This is a genomic window from bacterium (genome assembly GCA_016786595.1).
Classification (GTDB): domain Bacteria; phylum Bdellovibrionota_C; class UBA2361; order SZUA-149; family JAEUWB01; genus JAEUWB01.
The window spans coordinates 24,656-42,151 of record JAEUWB010000006.1 but is presented as its reverse complement, the minus strand read 5'-3'; the positions used below and the strand labels follow the sequence as shown (position 1 = coordinate 42,151).

The 17,496-nt window shown below is 45.4% G+C and carries 14 protein-coding genes; 10 read left to right on the top strand and 4 right to left on the bottom strand.

Translation table 11 applies throughout. From position 1 onward, the window contains the following. From JNK13_01690 to purH, 4 genes are all read left to right on the top strand, one after another. Window positions 1-951 carry a hypothetical protein gene (locus JNK13_01690; GenBank protein MBL7661440.1) on the top strand — a complete coding sequence of 317 codons (951 nt, stop codon included), beginning with the start codon at window positions 1-3 and terminating at the stop codon, window positions 949-951. Between the two features lie 78 nt (window positions 952-1,029). After that, window positions 1,030-1,884 carry an SPOR domain-containing protein gene (locus tag JNK13_01685; protein ID MBL7661439.1) on the top strand — a complete coding sequence of 285 codons (855 nt, stop codon included), beginning with the start codon at window positions 1,030-1,032 and terminating at the stop codon, window positions 1,882-1,884. A 131-nt stretch (window positions 1,885-2,015) separates the two neighbouring features. After that, window positions 2,016-4,373: a Stp1/IreP family PP2C-type Ser/Thr phosphatase gene (locus tag JNK13_01680; protein ID MBL7661438.1), complete on the top strand. Its 2,358-nt coding sequence runs from the start codon at window positions 2,016-2,018 to the stop codon at window positions 4,371-4,373. A gap of 326 nt (window positions 4,374-4,699) precedes the next feature. Continuing rightward, window positions 4,700-6,289, top strand: a complete 1,590-nt coding sequence (gene purH / locus JNK13_01675) for a bifunctional phosphoribosylaminoimidazolecarboxamide formyltransferase/IMP cyclohydrolase (GenBank protein MBL7661437.1) — start codon at window positions 4,700-4,702, stop codon at window positions 6,287-6,289. An 11-nt stretch (window positions 6,290-6,300) separates the two neighbouring features. Here purH and JNK13_01670 read toward each other — a convergent pair whose 3' ends face one another. Both JNK13_01670 and JNK13_01665 read right to left on the bottom strand, forming a co-directional pair. Continuing rightward, the gene (locus JNK13_01670; protein ID MBL7661436.1) at window positions 6,301-7,452 is read right to left on the bottom strand and encodes a hypothetical protein; all 1,152 of its coding nucleotides are present in this window, start codon (window positions 7,450-7,452) and stop codon (window positions 6,301-6,303) included. Window positions 7,453-7,468: 16 nt separating this feature from the next. Then, window positions 7,469-9,244 (bottom strand): hypothetical protein, encoded by a 1,776-nt coding sequence (locus tag JNK13_01665; protein ID MBL7661435.1) that lies wholly within the window; start codon window positions 9,242-9,244, stop codon window positions 7,469-7,471. Between the two features lie 170 nt (window positions 9,245-9,414). On the opposite strand from JNK13_01665, the gene purD reads away from it, so the two are divergent. From purD to JNK13_01645, 4 genes are all read left to right on the top strand, one after another. Continuing rightward, entirely contained in the window at window positions 9,415-10,668 is a 1,254-nt protein-coding gene (gene purD / locus JNK13_01660; protein MBL7661434.1) for a phosphoribosylamine--glycine ligase, read from the top strand. 105 nt (window positions 10,669-10,773) lie between these two features. Next, the gene (gene apaG / locus JNK13_01655; protein ID MBL7661433.1) at window positions 10,774-11,175 is read left to right on the top strand and encodes a Co2+/Mg2+ efflux protein ApaG; all 402 of its coding nucleotides are present in this window, start codon (window positions 10,774-10,776) and stop codon (window positions 11,173-11,175) included. A 116-nt stretch (window positions 11,176-11,291) separates the two neighbouring features. After that, window positions 11,292-11,582, top strand: a complete 291-nt coding sequence (locus JNK13_01650; protein ID MBL7661432.1) for a hypothetical protein — start codon at window positions 11,292-11,294, stop codon at window positions 11,580-11,582. Window positions 11,583-11,657: 75 nt separating this feature from the next. Further along, entirely contained in the window at window positions 11,658-12,491 is an 834-nt protein-coding gene (locus JNK13_01645; GenBank protein MBL7661431.1) for a methyltransferase domain-containing protein, read from the top strand. On the opposite strand, the gene JNK13_01640 is transcribed toward JNK13_01645, so the two are convergent. Next, on the bottom strand, window positions 12,418-14,094 hold the full coding sequence (locus JNK13_01640) for a serine/threonine protein kinase (protein ID MBL7661430.1): 1,677 nt from the start codon (window positions 14,092-14,094) through the stop codon (window positions 12,418-12,420). The two genes, JNK13_01645 and JNK13_01640, sit on opposite strands and share 74 nt — an antisense overlap. Before the next feature lie 577 nt (window positions 14,095-14,671). On the opposite strand from JNK13_01640, the gene JNK13_01635 reads away from it, so the two are divergent. Next, on the top strand, window positions 14,672-15,319 hold the full coding sequence (locus JNK13_01635) for a hypothetical protein (protein ID MBL7661429.1): 648 nt from the start codon (window positions 14,672-14,674) through the stop codon (window positions 15,317-15,319). Between the two features lie 252 nt (window positions 15,320-15,571). On the opposite strand, the gene JNK13_01630 is transcribed toward JNK13_01635, so the two are convergent. Further along, a complete protein-coding gene (locus tag JNK13_01630; GenBank protein ID MBL7661428.1) occupies window positions 15,572-16,054 on the bottom strand; it encodes a prepilin-type N-terminal cleavage/methylation domain-containing protein in 483 nt (160 codons plus the stop codon). A gap of 359 nt (window positions 16,055-16,413) precedes the next feature. On the opposite strand from JNK13_01630, the gene tilS reads away from it, so the two are divergent. Next, window positions 16,414-17,424, top strand: a complete 1,011-nt coding sequence (tilS, locus tag JNK13_01625) for a tRNA lysidine(34) synthetase TilS (GenBank protein ID MBL7661427.1) — start codon at window positions 16,414-16,416, stop codon at window positions 17,422-17,424. Window positions 17,425-17,496: the final 72 nt, after the last annotated feature.

Below are 17,496 nucleotides of genomic sequence, written 5' to 3'. Positions count from 1 at the left end.
ATGCATCTCGATTTTGCCGAGGAATTAAGTGCAATTATCGCTACGCTCTATGGCCAGGAATTGCAAGCAGAGACCTTAAAGCGCACGCCGGAATTTCCGGGAGTGCGTGTTTGTGACATCCCTGGAGAGGGTGACATTAGTTCGAGTGCTCCGTTTAAATTGGCCAAACTATATCGCGCGCAACTGCAACGGCTTGTATCGCCGGTAGAAATTTCAGAGCGCATCATTCAAGGCTTTGCCGGTAGCAAAAATTTTACATTAATGCGCGGAGGGCAGGGATTTCTCAATGCGACTGCGACAGACAATTGGAAGCAGCAATTCTTGCTCTTAGTGTTAGAGCAACCATGGGAAGCGCTCTTGAGTCGATTACAAGTCAGCACTGCAGTGATAAGTCCAATAGATTTGCGCCAACTCATCCGCTCGATAAATTTTGAACCACTTGAATTGCTAGTGCAGGTCCGCGGGGATGTTGCAGCTTTTTCTGCCAATGATTATTTGATGGCACTAGCGCTAATTGCAGACCGCGAACTGGATGCAAATGCCTATTTAAAAAATCTGAATGGGCGAAGAAACATTCCGTGGTTTATTAAGTATTTTTTAAATCAAAGCAGTCAGTATACACTCGATGAGAAAACGCGGCGTGAACTCATTGGTCGATTGAATCCTCTTCAGCTCTTTGGCTGTTTAGAATTTTTACCACTTTGGACAACGCTTTTTGCGGTGCGGCATAATTTTGAATTGGCACAGCGCTTACGCCAGCCCGAGATCTTGGTCCGCGAAATTGTAAATCTGGGGCGAGCGTTCTTTTATTACTATAATTCGCCAAAAGTCCGAGCTGAGTTAGCATTAAATACAAACTCAAAATACCGTCTAATCACTAATATCGTCCATGAGTTAGCTAGATTTTTGCTCCGGACACTGAGGGTAAATTATCGAGAAATTTCTGAGTAATTTAGCCCTTGTCAGCTCTAGCAGCTCCGTACTATATCGGTTAAGCATGTTGGCACATAACGGAGAGGAGTAAACGCCGTGAAAACTTCAGATTCAATTTCAATTACCTGGCTACAAGTATTAATGACTGGTTTGCTAACAGTTGCTGCTGCAACTGTAGTTTTTTTCATCGGCCTTGAAACTGGTGAAAAAAGGGCTTTGACTCGAGTGCTTTCAGAGAGTGAGCGTTTTGCCGTGAAGTTGCCACTGAATGAGGTTGCAGTAGAACGAAATCAGGAACATACTCAGCTTGCAAAAACTATTGCTGAAGAGTATCAGGCTGCAACTTCAAATCTCGATGCCCCGGCACAAGTAGCAGGAGCCCAGACGATTTCCAACGCTTCGACTTTGCCGGCGCAGACAATTCAAGTCGCCAGTCATCAACAAGAAGCCACCCTGGCGCCAAGTAAGCCCGTTCAATTATCTTCAGTATCGAGTATCGAAGCTGCCCAGGTAGTGCCAGAAATGAAGGCTGCTAGCACAGAGCCTGTTGAAACAGTTGTCGCTGAGCAGCACCAGGCTGAAGCAGTCGATTTGAAGCAAGCGCGCGCAATGGTTGCAGCGGAGCCCAGTCCTCAGGAAAGTGCCCTTGTCAATCAAGCAGCAAGCAGTACCACTCAAGGCACAATCAAAACGTCTGAAGTTAAATCGAAGGGAACATATTCGATTCAAGTTTCATCTGATCCGGCAAAGTCATCAGCTGAGGTTACAGTTCGACGCTTAAAGAAGATTGGGTATACGGCTTCAATGGTGCCGACTCGTTCGAACGGTAAGACCTACTATAAAATCACGGTTCCTGGATTCCTGACGAGCCAAGAAGCTGAGAAAGCGCGTAAGAAAATTGCTGGCGCTCAAGTTACTCGAAACATCCCCTATGTCCGAAAGGTTTCTTAGGTATTCCGAAAAAATATAGCAATCTCACTTAGTTACCAGCTGAAACGAGTTGTTTTAAATTATCAGAATCAAATTGAAAAGGCTCTAGCTTTTTGTGAGCCTTTACGGCTAGTTTTGTCGTCTAAATACAGATGGCAGAAGACCTAACAAAAGACCCAGCTAAATCCCAAGGTGCCGAGCATCTACTGCTCAAGCTCGCCGTCAAGTCGGATGTGGGGATGCAACGTACCGAGAATCAAGATTCTTATGGCTACTTGCGTTCGACTAAGGGAAATTTATTTATCGTTTGCGACGGAATGGGCGGGGCTCGTGGTGGGGCTACGGCTTCTGCGATGGCGGTTGATATCGTAGCGAAAAATTCAGTTAACCAAGACGGTTTAATCACGGAGCAGACGCTGCGTGCTTCGATCGAGAAAGCAAATTCCGCAATTTTTGAGGCCAGTAAGGATAATGAAAATTTATCTGGAATGGGCACGACCTTAGTAGCGCTGGGCTTAATTGGCCAACGTGCAATGATTGCCCATGTTGGCGACTCTCGTATTTATATGTTGCGGGGGCGAACGATTTACCAGCTCACGCGAGATCACACGCTAGTGCAAGAGCTTGTTGATTCGGGGGCAATCTCAGAAGAAGAGGCAGCAAATCATCCAATCGCACACATGCTCAGCCGTTCACTTGGTCCGACAGCTGCAATCGAAGTCGAACTACGCCTCTTATCTCAAACGGTTGAAAAGGGTGATAAGTTCCTGCTTTGCTGTGACGGACTATATAATCTCGTAACTGCAGATGAGATGATCGAAATTATTGGCAATTATGAGCCAGGTGAAGCAGCCAAGCATCTCGTCGATGTTGCAAACCAGCGGGGTGGAACAGATAACATCACAGTTGAGGTGGTTGAAGTCACAGGGTTTGGCGCTTCAGCGGCGCCCGATCTCGAAGAAGATGAGTTGGAGATTGTCACTTCAGCAACAGTTAAATATCACCAAAAATCGGTAGAAGTTGAACCTAAGCTCCCACCAAAAGAGGAAGCTAAGCAAGTTGAAGATGCCTCAGTCCAAGCTAAACCTCAGGCGACACTTGAAACCAATGGTCAGGCCAAGAGTACAAGTCAGGCGCATAAGCCAAAAGAAGGAAAAGTTGAAGCTTTACGGATTGAGAAATCTGAAGTTGAATCCGGTAAGAAGGAACAGAAAGATAAGACGGGCAAAGAAAAAACAGAAGTCCGTCGCGAGCATGTCGAGCAATTGGAGCGGATTCAATATTTTGTGCTCGGCGCAGTATTGCTATCGCTCTTGGCAACGGTGATTGCGATCTACCCACGCGCCCGTGAGAATCAAGTCCAAATTGCCCGCTCAACTGTTAGTAATGTCGGGGAAGTAACCCAACCCCAAGCGCATTCGACAACAACTCAGCAAACTCAGCTACCGATTAATGTCACTCCAATTCCGCCAATTCCCACTACGGAAATGCCGAATTCAGCAAGCGAGCAAAGCTGGCCTCAGGTTGCCGTTGTTCCTGAAGGTGCCGAAGTTTCAAATCCACAAGGAAACGACTTGATCGATGCTGCACTGGCACGCGACCCTGCGGTTGAGCGTGCGATGCTTGCTGCTACAAGGCTTGACGTTTCTGAATCTGCTCCTACGGAGATGACTTGGTTTGGTAATAACTCTGCTGTGGAGCTTGTCGATTGGAATCAGGAAGCAGCGAAGCGCACGCGGGTGATCACGCAAAATGCTCCTCGGGTTGGCATTATGTCAGACGCAGAAAAGTCCTCGCTAGTAGCCAGTAAGGTCGATATCCGTTCACGCATTACCTTAATTGATGAACGTTTGAAGTTTCTTGATTTAACAGAACCAAAGCAATTGGAAGACCTGGCTTCGAGAGTTGAGGATGAAATTGTGACTACACGTAAGGCCAGCGATCAAGTCTCCAAGAAATACGATGATTTACGCAGGCGCTATTACCTCTGGCTTGATCGCAAGACAAATTTAGATCAACAAGCAATCGACCAACTTGGTCCAGAACTTTCGCAGGAGAGTGCTGAAGTTGAGCGCGCGCGAGCGACCTATAAAACAATTTCTTTGCAATATCTTGATGCGGTCGAGCGTTGGCGCAGCAACTTAAGTGATGATGCCGCTGCAGCTCGCATGGCGCAGCTTGGTCGAGAACTTGAAACCGAATTGGCTAAGTTCAAGCAAGTCATGAAAAAAGGCGTCGATCAGGTGCTCAATAAATTTTCTACTGAAATGGCTGATGCGCTGCTGATCAAGAGCGACTTGCAGAGTCGCGTTGATTTGCTAAATCGTTTAGTCGGGATTATTAAGGGCACCGGAGTATTACCACCGGATATTCGCGCCAGTCGCAAGCGCGAGTTGTTGGCAGAGCGTAGTGGCCTGTTGAAAAGCTATAAAGAATTTACTAATAAAGTGCCACATCCCGAGGAACAACGTTTCCGCCTTGAGCGCGCCGTCAAGCAACTTGCACCCTAGTGATTGCCCAGACTCCCTGCTTATTAAACGTCTTTTGAATTAAAAATTCAAAAGACGTTTAATGATCCATTTTTCGCAAGAAAAATGGAAAAAAACAAAATAGACTTCTTTCGATAGAAGATTGAAAATTTTTAAAAATTTTCCTTATTTGCTCAATCATATCCAGATGTTAAGCTGTTGTTATAATCCTCATTCGAAAGAAGTCTATTCGAGGAAGCTTGAAAGATCCTAAAATTTTTGCTGTTTTACGCTAGTCTTAACTTGAAGAAAGTTTCGTTATCCGAAAACTTTTTGGCAATTGGTATAATCACAATCAAGGTAGTGCAATGAATAGTTACGCATTAATAAGTCTAACCGACAAGTCCGGAGCGGTTGAGTTTGCAAGATTTCTTGAGCAGCGCGGCGTAAAGATTCTTTCTACGGGTAATACTGCCGAAGTATTACGTGACTCAGGTGTGGCGGTCACAGCGGTTAGTGAGTATACTGGACAACCCGAAATTATGGATGGTCGTGTCAAGACTCTGACACCGAAGATCCATGGCGGCATTTTAGCCCGACGCGACTCTGCGCAGCATATGCAAGATTTGCAAGCGCTTGATGCCGGTCCAATTGATTATGTGATCGTTAATCTCTATCCCTTTTTGCAGAAAGTCCGTGAAACGATTAATGCTGGCGATCCCGAGCATCAATCTTTAATTGAATTTATTGATATCGGTGGCCCCGCAATGTTAAGGGCTGCAGCAAAAAATTTCAAAGACGTAGTGGTCTTAATCGATCCAAAAGATTACCCACGGGTGCAGTTGGAGCTTAGCTCGGGAGGGAAAATCTCCTTGGAGCTACGCCGTGAGCTTGCCGCTAAGGTTTTTACTTTCACTGCTGCCTATGATGGCGCAATTGCGCGCTACTTATCCTTAAACGAGAAATTAGTTAACGCCGAAGGCAAGGCAATGACGCTTGGTGGCGTGGAAAACTTTACTCTCAAGCAGTCGCAAGCTCTACGCTATGGTGAGAATCCACACCAGTTGGCCGCACTTTATGAGATCGCCAATACTACTTCTGCCCCGGAGCTAAAACAGCTACAAGGTAAGGAGCTTTCCTATAATAACTTGCTTGATGCAGATGCAGCTTGGCAGCTTGCTCGAGAACTTAATCAAGTTGCCGCAAGCGAGCCGAGTATTGCAATTATTAAGCACCTCAATCCATGCGGTGTTGCCTGTGGCAAAACTTTACTGGAAGCCTTTCAGGCAGCGCGAGCTTGCGATCCCGTCAGCGCTTTTGGTGGAATTATTGCAACCACAAGCACGCTTGATGCGCTAACAGCTCAGGCAATTATCGAAGGCTTTGTTGAGGTTATTATTGCACCAAAATTTGCCCCGCAAGCGCTTGAAGTTTTAGCGCAGAAGAAAAACGTGCGCGTGCTCCAAATTACCGATCAGCTGTATTCTCAAGGCGAACTGACTCCAAGATTGGTCTTTGGACGTATTTTACTCCAAGAAAACGATGCTGCGCTTGTAGACCTTACTCAGGCGCGTCAGGTTACGAAGCGTAAACCAAAGCCGCAAGAGCTCACTGATTTAAGTCTCGCTTGGGTTGTCTGTAAGCACGTTAAGTCTAATGCCATTGTGATTGCCAAAGATGGCAAGGCGATTGGAATTGGTGCTGGGCAGATGAGTCGTGTTGATTCGTCACGACTTGCAATTGAGCGTGCCCAAGCCCAAGGTTTTGATGTCCAGGACGCTGCTGCTGCATCGGATGCATTTTTACCATTTTCTGATACGCTTGAATATTTAGCTGCAGCTGGAATTAAATCTCTTGTCCAGCCCGGCGGCTCAATTAAAGATGAAGACGTGATTTGCCGCGCGGACGAGTTAGACGTGGCAATGGTCTTTACCGGAGAGAGGCATTTTCGACATTAATGAAGCTTTGACTAGCGACTCACGGTCTTTGTGATTGGCCAAGCTGAATTACCCCCTGAAGTTGAGCTCGTCAGATCGAAATTTACCCAATAGTAGTTTGACTGAGTAATCGGATAAACAGCGCTATTGATCTCAGGGTCCGGACAATTCCAACTTACAGCCTGCCAAGGATCTGTATTTGTATTTTCATTTGAGGCGCAAAGAGCATAGGCATTTGCAATTTGCCAACTTTGGTTTGTGGGGTGAGCAATAAAGCCCAGCGGGTAATTGTACCATGGAGGGTTAGCATTATAAGACATGGAGAGCCATCCGGTTGGGTGCGTAACTCCTGAGCCCGAAGCCCAAGGAGCAAATTTCACAATCGATCGTAGCCAATTTCCAACTCGTTCGCAGCGGATTACTTCAACATTTGCGCCACGTGTGGCAAAAGCCGGCTTAATCTGTGGGCAGGTGGTGATTGCGCCTGGATTTGTATTTGGAGGCTCTTCTCCGTAGGCCTTGATTTCAAAGCTATCGCCCTCCAAAGTGCCTTCAAAAACATAAGCCGTATTGCCCGGTTCGATTTCAGGCATCAGTACGCCGTTTTTATAAATTTGATAGCTTGTCGCTGATAGAAGCCCCCAACTGCCACGTGCGCAGACTGGTCGCCAGCTTAGCGCAGTTACGGGATTTTTTTCTGAACCAAGATTTTCAAATTCGATATCGACGATTTCGTTCTCGCTGCAGGGCAATATCCCCGCAGGCTCCATTTTTAAGCTTGCTTCGGCATACTCGGATTCAATGCCAGAACGACTAAAAAGCTTGGCACGAATGTCATATTCTTTACCGACTTCAAAGTAATTTGCAGTATAAGTCCAAATGCCATTATTGACTTCGTCGCCAACGCCATCAGGAGCGTAAGAGGCTACAACGTCGTAATGCTCGACGTCTTTAGGTTTAATTTCGAGACGCGCACCGAGATCGTAGTCGCTTTCTATGGCCTCAATTACAATTGAGGCACCTACGGCAGCGTTATCGCTTGTTGCGGTCGTATTGCCACTACGTGAATTAAGATGGATTTTTGGTTTGCTAATGACTTCTTGGTCTTGGGCTAGAAGTGAGCTAGCAAAGAAGCAGACTAAGTATGTGGAGAAAAAGCAATGTGAAGATTTTTTTAATTTCATATCTGATGTAATCTCACTAACGGTAAAGCTCATCAATAAAATCCATCGCGGACTCCCATGCTGAGCCGTTATTTTGCTCTAATAATTTTTCAATATGCTTAATCGGTGAATCAATCTTTGCTGATTTTTTCAGGCCTGGAGTAAGTAGTCTATCGATTTCATACATGGGTTTAACGAAAAGATAGCGCATGCCAATTTGGTCAGCTGGCGTCAGATCTTGGATTATACCTTTGCCTTGACCGCGCTTAATTGCGTTCAAAATTGAGTTCCATACTGCCACCTCGCTCTCGTATGCTCTTGTTTCCTGTGGTAGTTGATAGCCCCACTTTGTCCAAAATCGATTCGTAGTAAATTCTGTCGCTCCCTCGTAAATTTTTGGTAAACGATGGTATTCTGCGGCTAAGTTAGGAGAAAGACCGTGAAGCATTTCATGCAGGAATGCTTTGCCAGGATGTCGGCTGATTTCGGAAATCATGATTGTATCAGTTTCGATTGAGAATATTCCACCATGACGTTCTGCTAATAAATATTCAGCATGTTGTTTTGCGATCGGGGATTTAATTTTTCGAATATATTTGGGGTTAATATATCTCGTTTGCGAAAGTAAACTCGAAACACGCCGGCTTAGCTCACTTCTAATAGTCGCCTCATTCTTATTGGAATTCACTTTCAGCATCCTCAGGAACATCTCGTCTGTTCCTAGTTTGTGTGCGACTGACCCAAAAGTCTGGACAAGATCTTTTGCCAGTTTAGACTTAAGACGTACAGAGGAATAATAAAACATCTCCGATAGGCTTACTTGTGCACCCTTGAGCAAGCCAATACTAAACGTATGCATGACTTTTTCCGCCCGTGTAAACCAGATTACAAATCCATAAACCCAAGGTGTCAGTCTGCTGCTGCGTAAGGCTGCAAGACCGACAGCTTTAAGCGGCGCGCTCGCTAGGCCGCCCAAGCGAAACGGGATGACCCAAGAGAGTATTTCAACCTCTAAGAGTCCAATGTTGATCCAGGCTTGACGGTCGCTTTGCGCTAGTAATTCGGCGGAAATTTTGTGAATATCAGCGATTCGTTTGCGTTCTTCTTTTGTGAAAGACGTGTAGTTTCTGAACTCGTAGAGGTCTGACCAGATTTCGTTATAGAGCAATTCGAGGTCGACTTCGCGCCAACATTTCTTAATCGCCAGTCGTGTTCTGGCTGTGCCATAATTGTCGCGCATGCAATTGCCTGTAACTGCGTAGTGTACAAACCGTCCCCAGATCTGCATGTATTCATCTAAAAGTTGTTTCAGCTCTTCTTTGTCCGACTCTGCGCGGTCTGATTCTGAAGGACGATCTTTCTCGCAGACAACCGCATCGCCCCCTAGAGGATTGCATGACTCTGGCAACCAGCTAAGTAACCAAGTGATTGAACCTGCTGCACTCTCTTCGAGACCTCTGATTAGTTGTTTTTCGTTAACATCGCCTGTCCACAAAGCTAGATAGTCGAGACGCTCAGTTGGTAATAAATAGAAATAGCCTTCATATAAAAGTCGGCTGAGCAGTATTTGTTTTCGCTCTGCCGAAAGCACAGTCTCTGGCAAGGAATTTATTTGATTTTCGAAAATTTCAGATGAAATCGATTCAATGTATTCACGGTCCGAGCCAGGGTCCTCGAGATTGATCGGGAAATTATAACTTGAAAGTGGTTGATATGCACTCGCACCGCTGCCTGCATCTTGACTTAAAACGGCAGACGCAGACAAAGTTAGAGATAAGCAAAACAATACGAATTGTAGCAGATATGCGCGCATACCTAATATTCCCTGCTAGACTAGGTTATGCTTCAGTTTTTCTGCTGTTTGAATCTGTTGGAATCTCTATAAATTAGGGGTTTTCGCGTGACTCCAAGTCTGATGACACTCCTTACAAAGGATGCTAATTTGCATTCAAAATAAATTTTACTATTTAGCGGTGAATGTTAATGAAAGTCTTAGTTATCGGTAGCGGCGCTCGTGAACATGCGATTTGCTGGAAATTGAAGCAAAGTCCTAGATTGCAGGAATTATACTGCGCCCCAGGCAACGCCGGGATTGCAGAGCTGGCAACAATTGTCGAACTTAACCCGCCTAGCCCAGTCATGCTTGCACTTTGGGCTTTAGAAAATAAAATTGACTTAACAATTGTCGGGCCTGAAGCGCCGCTGGCTGAGGGAATTGTTGACGTGTTCCAGGAACGTGGACTGAGAATCTTTGGCCCAACTAAAGAGGCAGCTCAGCTCGAATGGTCTAAGAGTTTTGCTAAAGAAGTAATGCTCAAAGCTGGCGTGCGGACCGCCCCAGGTAGAGTCTTTACGGATGCCGATCAGGCCGTAGCCTACATCCGTTCACAAGCTGCAGAATTGGTCATTAAAGCCGACGGGCTTGCGGCCGGTAAGGGCGTAGTCGTAACTGATTCAATTGCTCAAGCAATTTCAGTAACTCAAGATATGCTTAGCGGTAACGCTTTTGGCTCGGCTGGCAGTAAGGTTGTAATTGAAGAGAAAATCCAGGGTCGCGAGGCATCTGTGATTGCTATTGTTGATGGCGAAGTGGTGCTGCCACTTGCGGTCAGTCAAGATTACAAGCGTCTGGGGGTAGGTAATAGTGGACCAAATACTGGAGGTATGGGCGCGATTTCTCCCACACCTGTTTTTGCAGAAGAGCGTTTAGAAGAAATCGTAGCCGAAGTTTTTGTGCCGGTGCTTGCTGAACTTAAAGCACGGGGAATTATCTTTAAAGGGTTTCTATACGCCGGCTTAATGATTGACCCGCAGGGTAAGGCTTGGGTCTTGGAGTTTAATTGCCGTTTGGGCGACCCGGAGACGGAAGTAATTTTGCCTCGTTTAGAAAGCGATCTACTTGCTACAATTGATGCGGCTGTGGATGGTAAATTGCAAACTGTGGAGTTGCGTTGGACACCGAAAGCCTGCGTCTGTATTGTTTGTGCTTCACGTGGCTACCCAAGGCAAGTTGAGGACGATAAGGTGATTGAAATTAATCCAGAGATTTCTCCTACGATTGCAGTGTTTCATGCAGGCACAAGGAAGGTCGGGGCTGATGTCAGGTCAAAAGGTGGAAGAATTTTGACTGTTTCTGCGCTCGGACAAACCATGCATGAAGCAGCAGAAAAGGCTTATGCTGCCGTCAGACAAGTTCATTTTGATGGGATCTATTACCGCACCGACATTGGCTCTTAAGCACTAGCTAAGCTCTGATTAGGTCCGATCTTGGCTAATTTCTTTGTCGCGTGCCAAAAACTTTTCCTTGATCTGGGACTATCAGGGAAGGTATTCTTGAATTAGATGAAAGAGCATCTATTTTCATATTCCCTGACTACCAACGATATCCGCATTACCGTTTTCCCCCAGTTTGTCCCCAATCAGTCTGACCCTTCACGGCACGAATATGCCTATGCCTACACTGTAAGGATTGAGAATGTCAGCAAGGAAACCGTGCAGTTAATGCGCAGGCATTGGTTTGTTTTTTCTGGCGGTGTGCTTTACACGGAAGTTCAAGGTGATGGTGTTGTCGGTGAGCAGCCAGTGATTGGCCCAGGGCAAGGTTTCGAGTATTCCTCAGGTTGTGTCATTCCTGACCCCGTAGGTTCAATGCATGGCACTTACACGCTAACTACTGGGGCCGGCGAATCGATTGATGTCGACATCCCGCGTTTTGACTTAATTTACCCCGAACTTGTCCATTAAAAAGCGAATATTTATTCTAATAAATTTAAGTTGAAGCTCTCTAGGGTCTGTCGCGAAATTTAGTTTCGCGACAGACCCCTCTAGAATAGCGATACCCAGACTGATACAATCTGGTTATGAAGACAAAACGTTTTATAATTTTTTGTTTGATTGCTCTTGGAGTTGTTTATTTTGGCTTCAAGCGTTTAGACACTGCTGAAGCTGCAACTCAAATTTGTCAGACTTCAGAGTGTAAAGAACGCTACATGAAAGTTGGATTGGCAGGAGTTGTCTCAGGGGCTGTAGCTTTTCTAGCATTCGACCTATTAGGGGAAGTTTTGCTACTTTCCTTGCTCTCATCGGGAGGTTCGCGGCGTTCACGAAAATCTCGTGCTAAGTATATTGCAAGTAAGCAGCGCAAGCATTAACTGCTGCTCATTTACATAGTTTTTCCCAGTAGCGTAAGGCTTTAATTCTAGCTTAATCAATGCTATGAGTTTGGCATGCGTGAATATATTTTATCAGAGTCTTGCACTAACACATCATTGGGTCGCGTTTGGAAAAAAATCGGCAAAGGTCTAGGTTTTGTTCAGGAACGCTTGCATGTCCCATGTCAAATGCCACAAGCGGTGATGGACGACCGCTCATATGAGCGCGTTGTGCCACTTGATTGGCGCAGTCATTTTACTAATAAACTCAGCGGCTGCGGCCTTGAGATTGGACCACTGCATCGACCCATGCCAACGCATGCGGGGATGCAAATGGACTATATTGACAGGCTAACGGTTAAAGAAATGCGCGAACATTATGCGGAGCTACGAGACTTTGATCTAGTTGAGCCGACGATTATTGGTGATGCTGAAACGCTCCAGCCAGTTGAGAATGCCAAGTATGATTTTTTGATTGCAGCGCATGTGATCGAGCACATGCGAAACCCAATTCAAGCATTGCAACATTGGCATCGCGTCGTTAAGCCGGGTGGGTTGATCTATCTAGTAGTACCAGATAAGCGCATGAACTTTGATGCTAAGCGTGTGCGCACAACTTTGGAACATTTGATTCTTGACTACCAAGCCCCATCACTTGAACGAGATTTTGAGCACTATGTAGACTATGCCAATTTCGTGGAGGATCTTTCCCGTGAGAAGGCGATTGCCAAGGCGCACGATTTAGTGAAGATTGACTATAGTATTCACTATCATGTGTTCTTACCTCAAGACTTAGTTTCCCTAGTGCAGTGGATCGATCTGAACGTGTGTCGACTCAGTGTTTGCGAGGGGCCTTGCGCTGCTGAGGCGTGCGATGAATTTCATATCCTGTTGCGCGTAGGTTCATGAATTTCATGACTTCCTGACGATCGTCGCCGCAGCTTAAACAGCGTAGTTTGACTTGTGGGTTGCCACGTTTTGAGGAAGCTTCTTTAACTTCAATTTGAAATTCTGCAGTTGCTCCGGGCTCTACTGTTCCGACGATTGGGCGTCTGACAACTCCACCATCGGGAAGTGTGATTTCAGCGAGAATCTTTTCAGCGGGAATTTTGCCAGTGTTGGTAATGGGCAGTTTAATTGAGCGTAAGATTCCGCTGTCACCGAGCGTGATCCAGTTTGATTCAATTGTCCCGATTTCAAGTTTAGCACTTGCTTGTGGTAGCATTGCTTGAGTAGCTTGTTCGCTTTGGCCTAAACTTGCGGCAGGTGTTGCGGCGCGCATTACATTTTCAGGGCCAGTTTGCTTACTACTCCACCAGAAGTAAGCACCAACCGAAGTCAATAAGAATAGCCCCACACCTACAATGTCCCATATGACATCACTTTTTGAAACTTTTTTGCGGACCAGTGTTTGTCTGCGTGCTTCGACGTGCGGCTGTTCTGTAATTGCTTCAAGTGCTGTTAGGACTGATGGAGAAGACTGGCGGTGGAGCGATGATTCGGGACGGCGAATTCTCCAAATTTCGTCGACATCTGTTGCTGAGAGTGTTTTTGAGGCAGGGCGTTCTTGTTGAACTGTTGTTTCTTCGGCTGGTTTTGCAATTGTTGTTTCCTCGCCCTTTGGGGCAGAGACGATCACGAAGTCAGTCGATAGCGATTCATCAGGGTGTGTGCTGTAATATTGAATGATCTGTAGAAATTCTTCGGCAGAACTACAGCGCTCTTCGCGATTTTTAGCAACGCAACGTGTGAACAGCTGTTCAAACCAGCGTGGCACGGGGACTTTGCTTTCCCTTAAGTCAGGGATTGGTTCAGTCAGATGGCGGGTGGCTAGGCTGAACCAGCTCTGGTCCTCGAAGGGGCGATTGCGCAGCAGCAATTCGTAGGCAATCATTCCCAGAGAGTAAATATCAGAACGCGTATCTACATCGTGTCCGCGAATCTGCTCAGGTGACATGTAGTGGGGTGTGCCGACAGTTTCGCCGTTAAGGGTAAAGCCCTTTTGATGGGTGAGCATGCGAGCGAGTCCGAAGTCTGTGATTTTTACAACGCCATCGCGGCGCAGAAGAATGTTATCAGGTTTGAGATCGCGGTGAATGACGTTACGTGAATGCGCATGCGCAAGTCCTGTTGCAATTTGTTCTAGTAGTAATAAAACATTTTGAAAACTTAATGAGATTCGCTCATCATAAATGAGATTATTCAAACTCTCACCGTCGATGAACTCGAGAGAGATGAAGTATGAGCCTTCTCCAGTGTCTTGGAGATCGTAGATACTTACGATATTTTCATGATGTAATTCGCGAGCAACGAGTACTTCATTGCGGAAACGTCCGAAGAGCACAGAATCTTGGACCAGGTGCGGGTGAATAAATTTAAGAGCGATGATTGTGTTATCGAGTGAGCGATCGATTACTTTATAAACAGTGCCCATACCGCCTGTGCCGACGAGTGAGATAACTTCGTATCGACCAGCGATAAGTGATCCAGTATCAAGCGTGCGAGCGATCATCTTGCGATAAAAACCTGTTTAAAAAACGCCTTTGCAACTGCCCTGAAGCAGTGCTCGTGTATGCTAATTTAATGAGCTATTTCATTAATCCGCTTAAGAAATATCGACCTAGTTTAGATGATGACTTGAGTGGAAAAGAATCGATAATTGATTATTTTAGATGAGATTGGAGTTTTATATTGATTTCAATGACTTATGGCGCTATGAGCTGTTTTACTAGTAACCCCGTACCATGGAAAAAACTCATACTAAGTTGATTAAGAGCATTAAACGAGCGCTATTTTTTGTAAAAGACACACCAAGCTTTTAACGTCCATAACATTGAGGATAAGGCCTGATTTGATTCTGGCTAATTTCTGACATTTGAATCCAGGTAGTTTGTCCAACTTCGGCTGTTTAAGCGGTCTTAATTAAGCCTACGCTTAGCGCCTGATTAAAGCTTAAAAAGTCGAAGTAGTAATTTCAGGTTTTAAACGTGTCTTTCATTCACAACCAGAAATACCTTGAGAAAAAATCTCAAGGTATTTCTGGAGGAATTATGAAACTCAACACGAAGTCAAATGTAAGGAGGAAAGCGATGATCTGGATCCTAGTGATCCTGTTCGGGTTCCCGACTTTTTTTAGTCTGATTGCAGCAATGAATAAGAATGGCTATGCGTTCGTCGAACCATCGTCATCTGTTAAGACTGCGGCCTATGACCAGAAGATTCCTCGCTATGAGGTGATCTATATTGGTGGCGTAAATTCTACCGACGACAAGTTCCAACGCCATGTCGACACCTTGGCCGCTCAAGAAGTTGAGCCAGTGCTTCAGGACGTAAGGTTCTATGGTTTTCGGAATAATTCTGCGGGGATTTTTGACTGGTTTGAAGTCGTATCGTGGGGCTATCCGCTCAACGCTGCTGGCATCAAGGATCCAATGACGTCGTATATGACCGATGCACTCGCTCAGCGCGTGCTCGAATCGAAAAGCCGTTATGTGATTTTAATTGGACACTCGCAAGGTGCTCAGTTTGCAAGACAAGTCGCAAATCAGGTTCTCGAGGAACAACCCGACAGAGTTGATCGCCTTGCTGTAGTCTACATCGAACCCTTTTTGGTCAGAGCACCAAACAAGAAGGTTCCTGTAGTTACAGTTAAGAGCGCAGGCGGTCATAAGCTCGATAGCTATCTTCAACATCCGGGCCTCATCGGCACTGCGTTGCAAGAAGTAAGCCAAAATTGAGCCAATCCGGAGGAGCACAATTGCATTACTGCTCCTCCCAATTTTTTTATAATGTTTTTAATTACTACTTCGGCTCTTTTTATAATCAAGCATTGAAAAAGCATTACAAGTTTGCGTCATCTCGAGAATCCACGCTTACAAAATCTTTTATTCAGTAAATAATCCCATACCATGGCTAAGCAGAAAGCTTCCATCGAACAAACTGGTGTTATCCTGCTCGTCATCTTTGCTACGGGGTTACTTCCCTAAAATTTAATCTCCCGTTACGCACACCACTCCACCGCGACCACCCGTAGCTTTCGTTAGGGTGCCACTGTCACTTCTAAAGTTATAACAAGCGTACGAACCAGGAGTCGTGTTAAAAGTTGACTGGCCTTTGTCATGTACAGCAGTGAAGGCGTAGAATGTGTCTGTCACGAAACTCCCGCCCATGCCACCAATTGCTCCATTGATGCTCATTAGGATATCATCATTTTTTCTCAACCCGACAGTAATTAACTCAGTAATCGTATTTGCATAAGTATAATTATCGGTATAATAAACTTCTTGTGCTGTTATCGCATTACGGATGTTAGAAACGGCCTTAGCATTTCTAGTGCGGACAATGTGCGTTTGAACTTCGGGAATTGCAACAGCTGAAAGAATGCTGATGCAAGCTACGCACACTAATAACTCGACCAGTGTGAAACCCCGAGAATTGTCAAATTGTTTTCGATCCAGAACTCCCATTCCCATAAGATCTCATATTGCTCTCGAAAGAAGTATCGGCATTTTATAGCAGGTTCTTAAGTTGCAATCCTTATGTTGCGCTGTAGTTTATGATTTGCACTCTAAGTGCGACCTAATTCCTGAGGGAATCTTGCATGTTGTTGCTACGGAAAACACTGAGCGATTCTTATAGTAACGCAGTGCCATAGCTAAGAAAGAACATATTCAAGCCCTTGTCATTTTAATCCCTGGTATTTATCCCTCGTATCGGGTTAGTTTTCACAACAACTCAATGCCAAAGCTTGTAGAGCTTACACCCATGAATTACTTTAGAACGGCCTACATTCTTGCAACTCCGTGCTTGTTGATTCATAAATATCAGCAAAATGTATAGAGAAATTGTTTTCGGAAAAATTCGAGACAAATGCCAAGAGCTCCTCACACGCCTTAAAAAAAAGGAGCTTAGCTTAGTGCTCGCTGTGTCCGGAGGTTTAGACTCCTCAGCTCTGCTACACGCTTTTTCTGAAGTCTCTAAAGTCCAAAAAAATATCAAAATCAGTGTCGCCCACGTAAACCATAAACTGCGCCCGACAAGTGATGCTGACCAAAACTTTGTTCAAGATCGCACAAGCCACTATGGACTTGATTTTTTCACCGTCAATTTGGCAGCAAAAGATCAAGGCCGCAGCACCGAAGAATGGGCAAGAGAAAAACGTTATCAATTCTTAGAATCTGTACGCCTCAATCAAGCTGCAGACCTGGTCGTCACAGCACATAACCTGAACGACCAGGCCGAAACACTTTTAAGTCGCTTGCTTACTGGACGCTTACTCACCCAGGCTGGGTGCATCGCCGAGTATGATCAAGAACGTAAACTCTTTCGCCCGGCATTAGATTTAAGCCGAACCGAACTTAGCGCATACTGTTCAGAGCTAGAAATTCCTTTCGTCGAAGACCCAAGTAACCAAGATCAGTATTATCTGAGAAATTTTATTCGCCACGAACTATTGACCTTAATCCGCAATAAAATTAACCCACAAGTCGATAGCGCGCTCTCCGAATTTGTCGCGCGCATGCATGCCGATGAGGCATTGATTAATAGCTATAGCGATGAAATTCTCGCTAAAATACCGAGTGTAAACGCCCTCAAACGCAGTGACTTATTAGCCCTACCTAAGGCGCTGCAGTGGCGCGTGCTGAGAGATCAGATGATTTCTCAGTCTAAATTGAATCAAAACAAACATCATTCAGTCTTAAAAGTCGGATACTCTGCATGGGTGAGAGCATCTGAATGGCTGGCAAGCAGCGGCCCCACAAAGCCTGGTGCAGTGATTGAACTCGGACACGGTACGTCTCTTTCTGTTGGCAATGCAGACGATCTAGTGATTTGTTCATAAAAGTTGACACCAAGGGGTGCAGATCTTTATATTAAACGCATAGATATAAATTTTTGTTATCACTTGAAATTT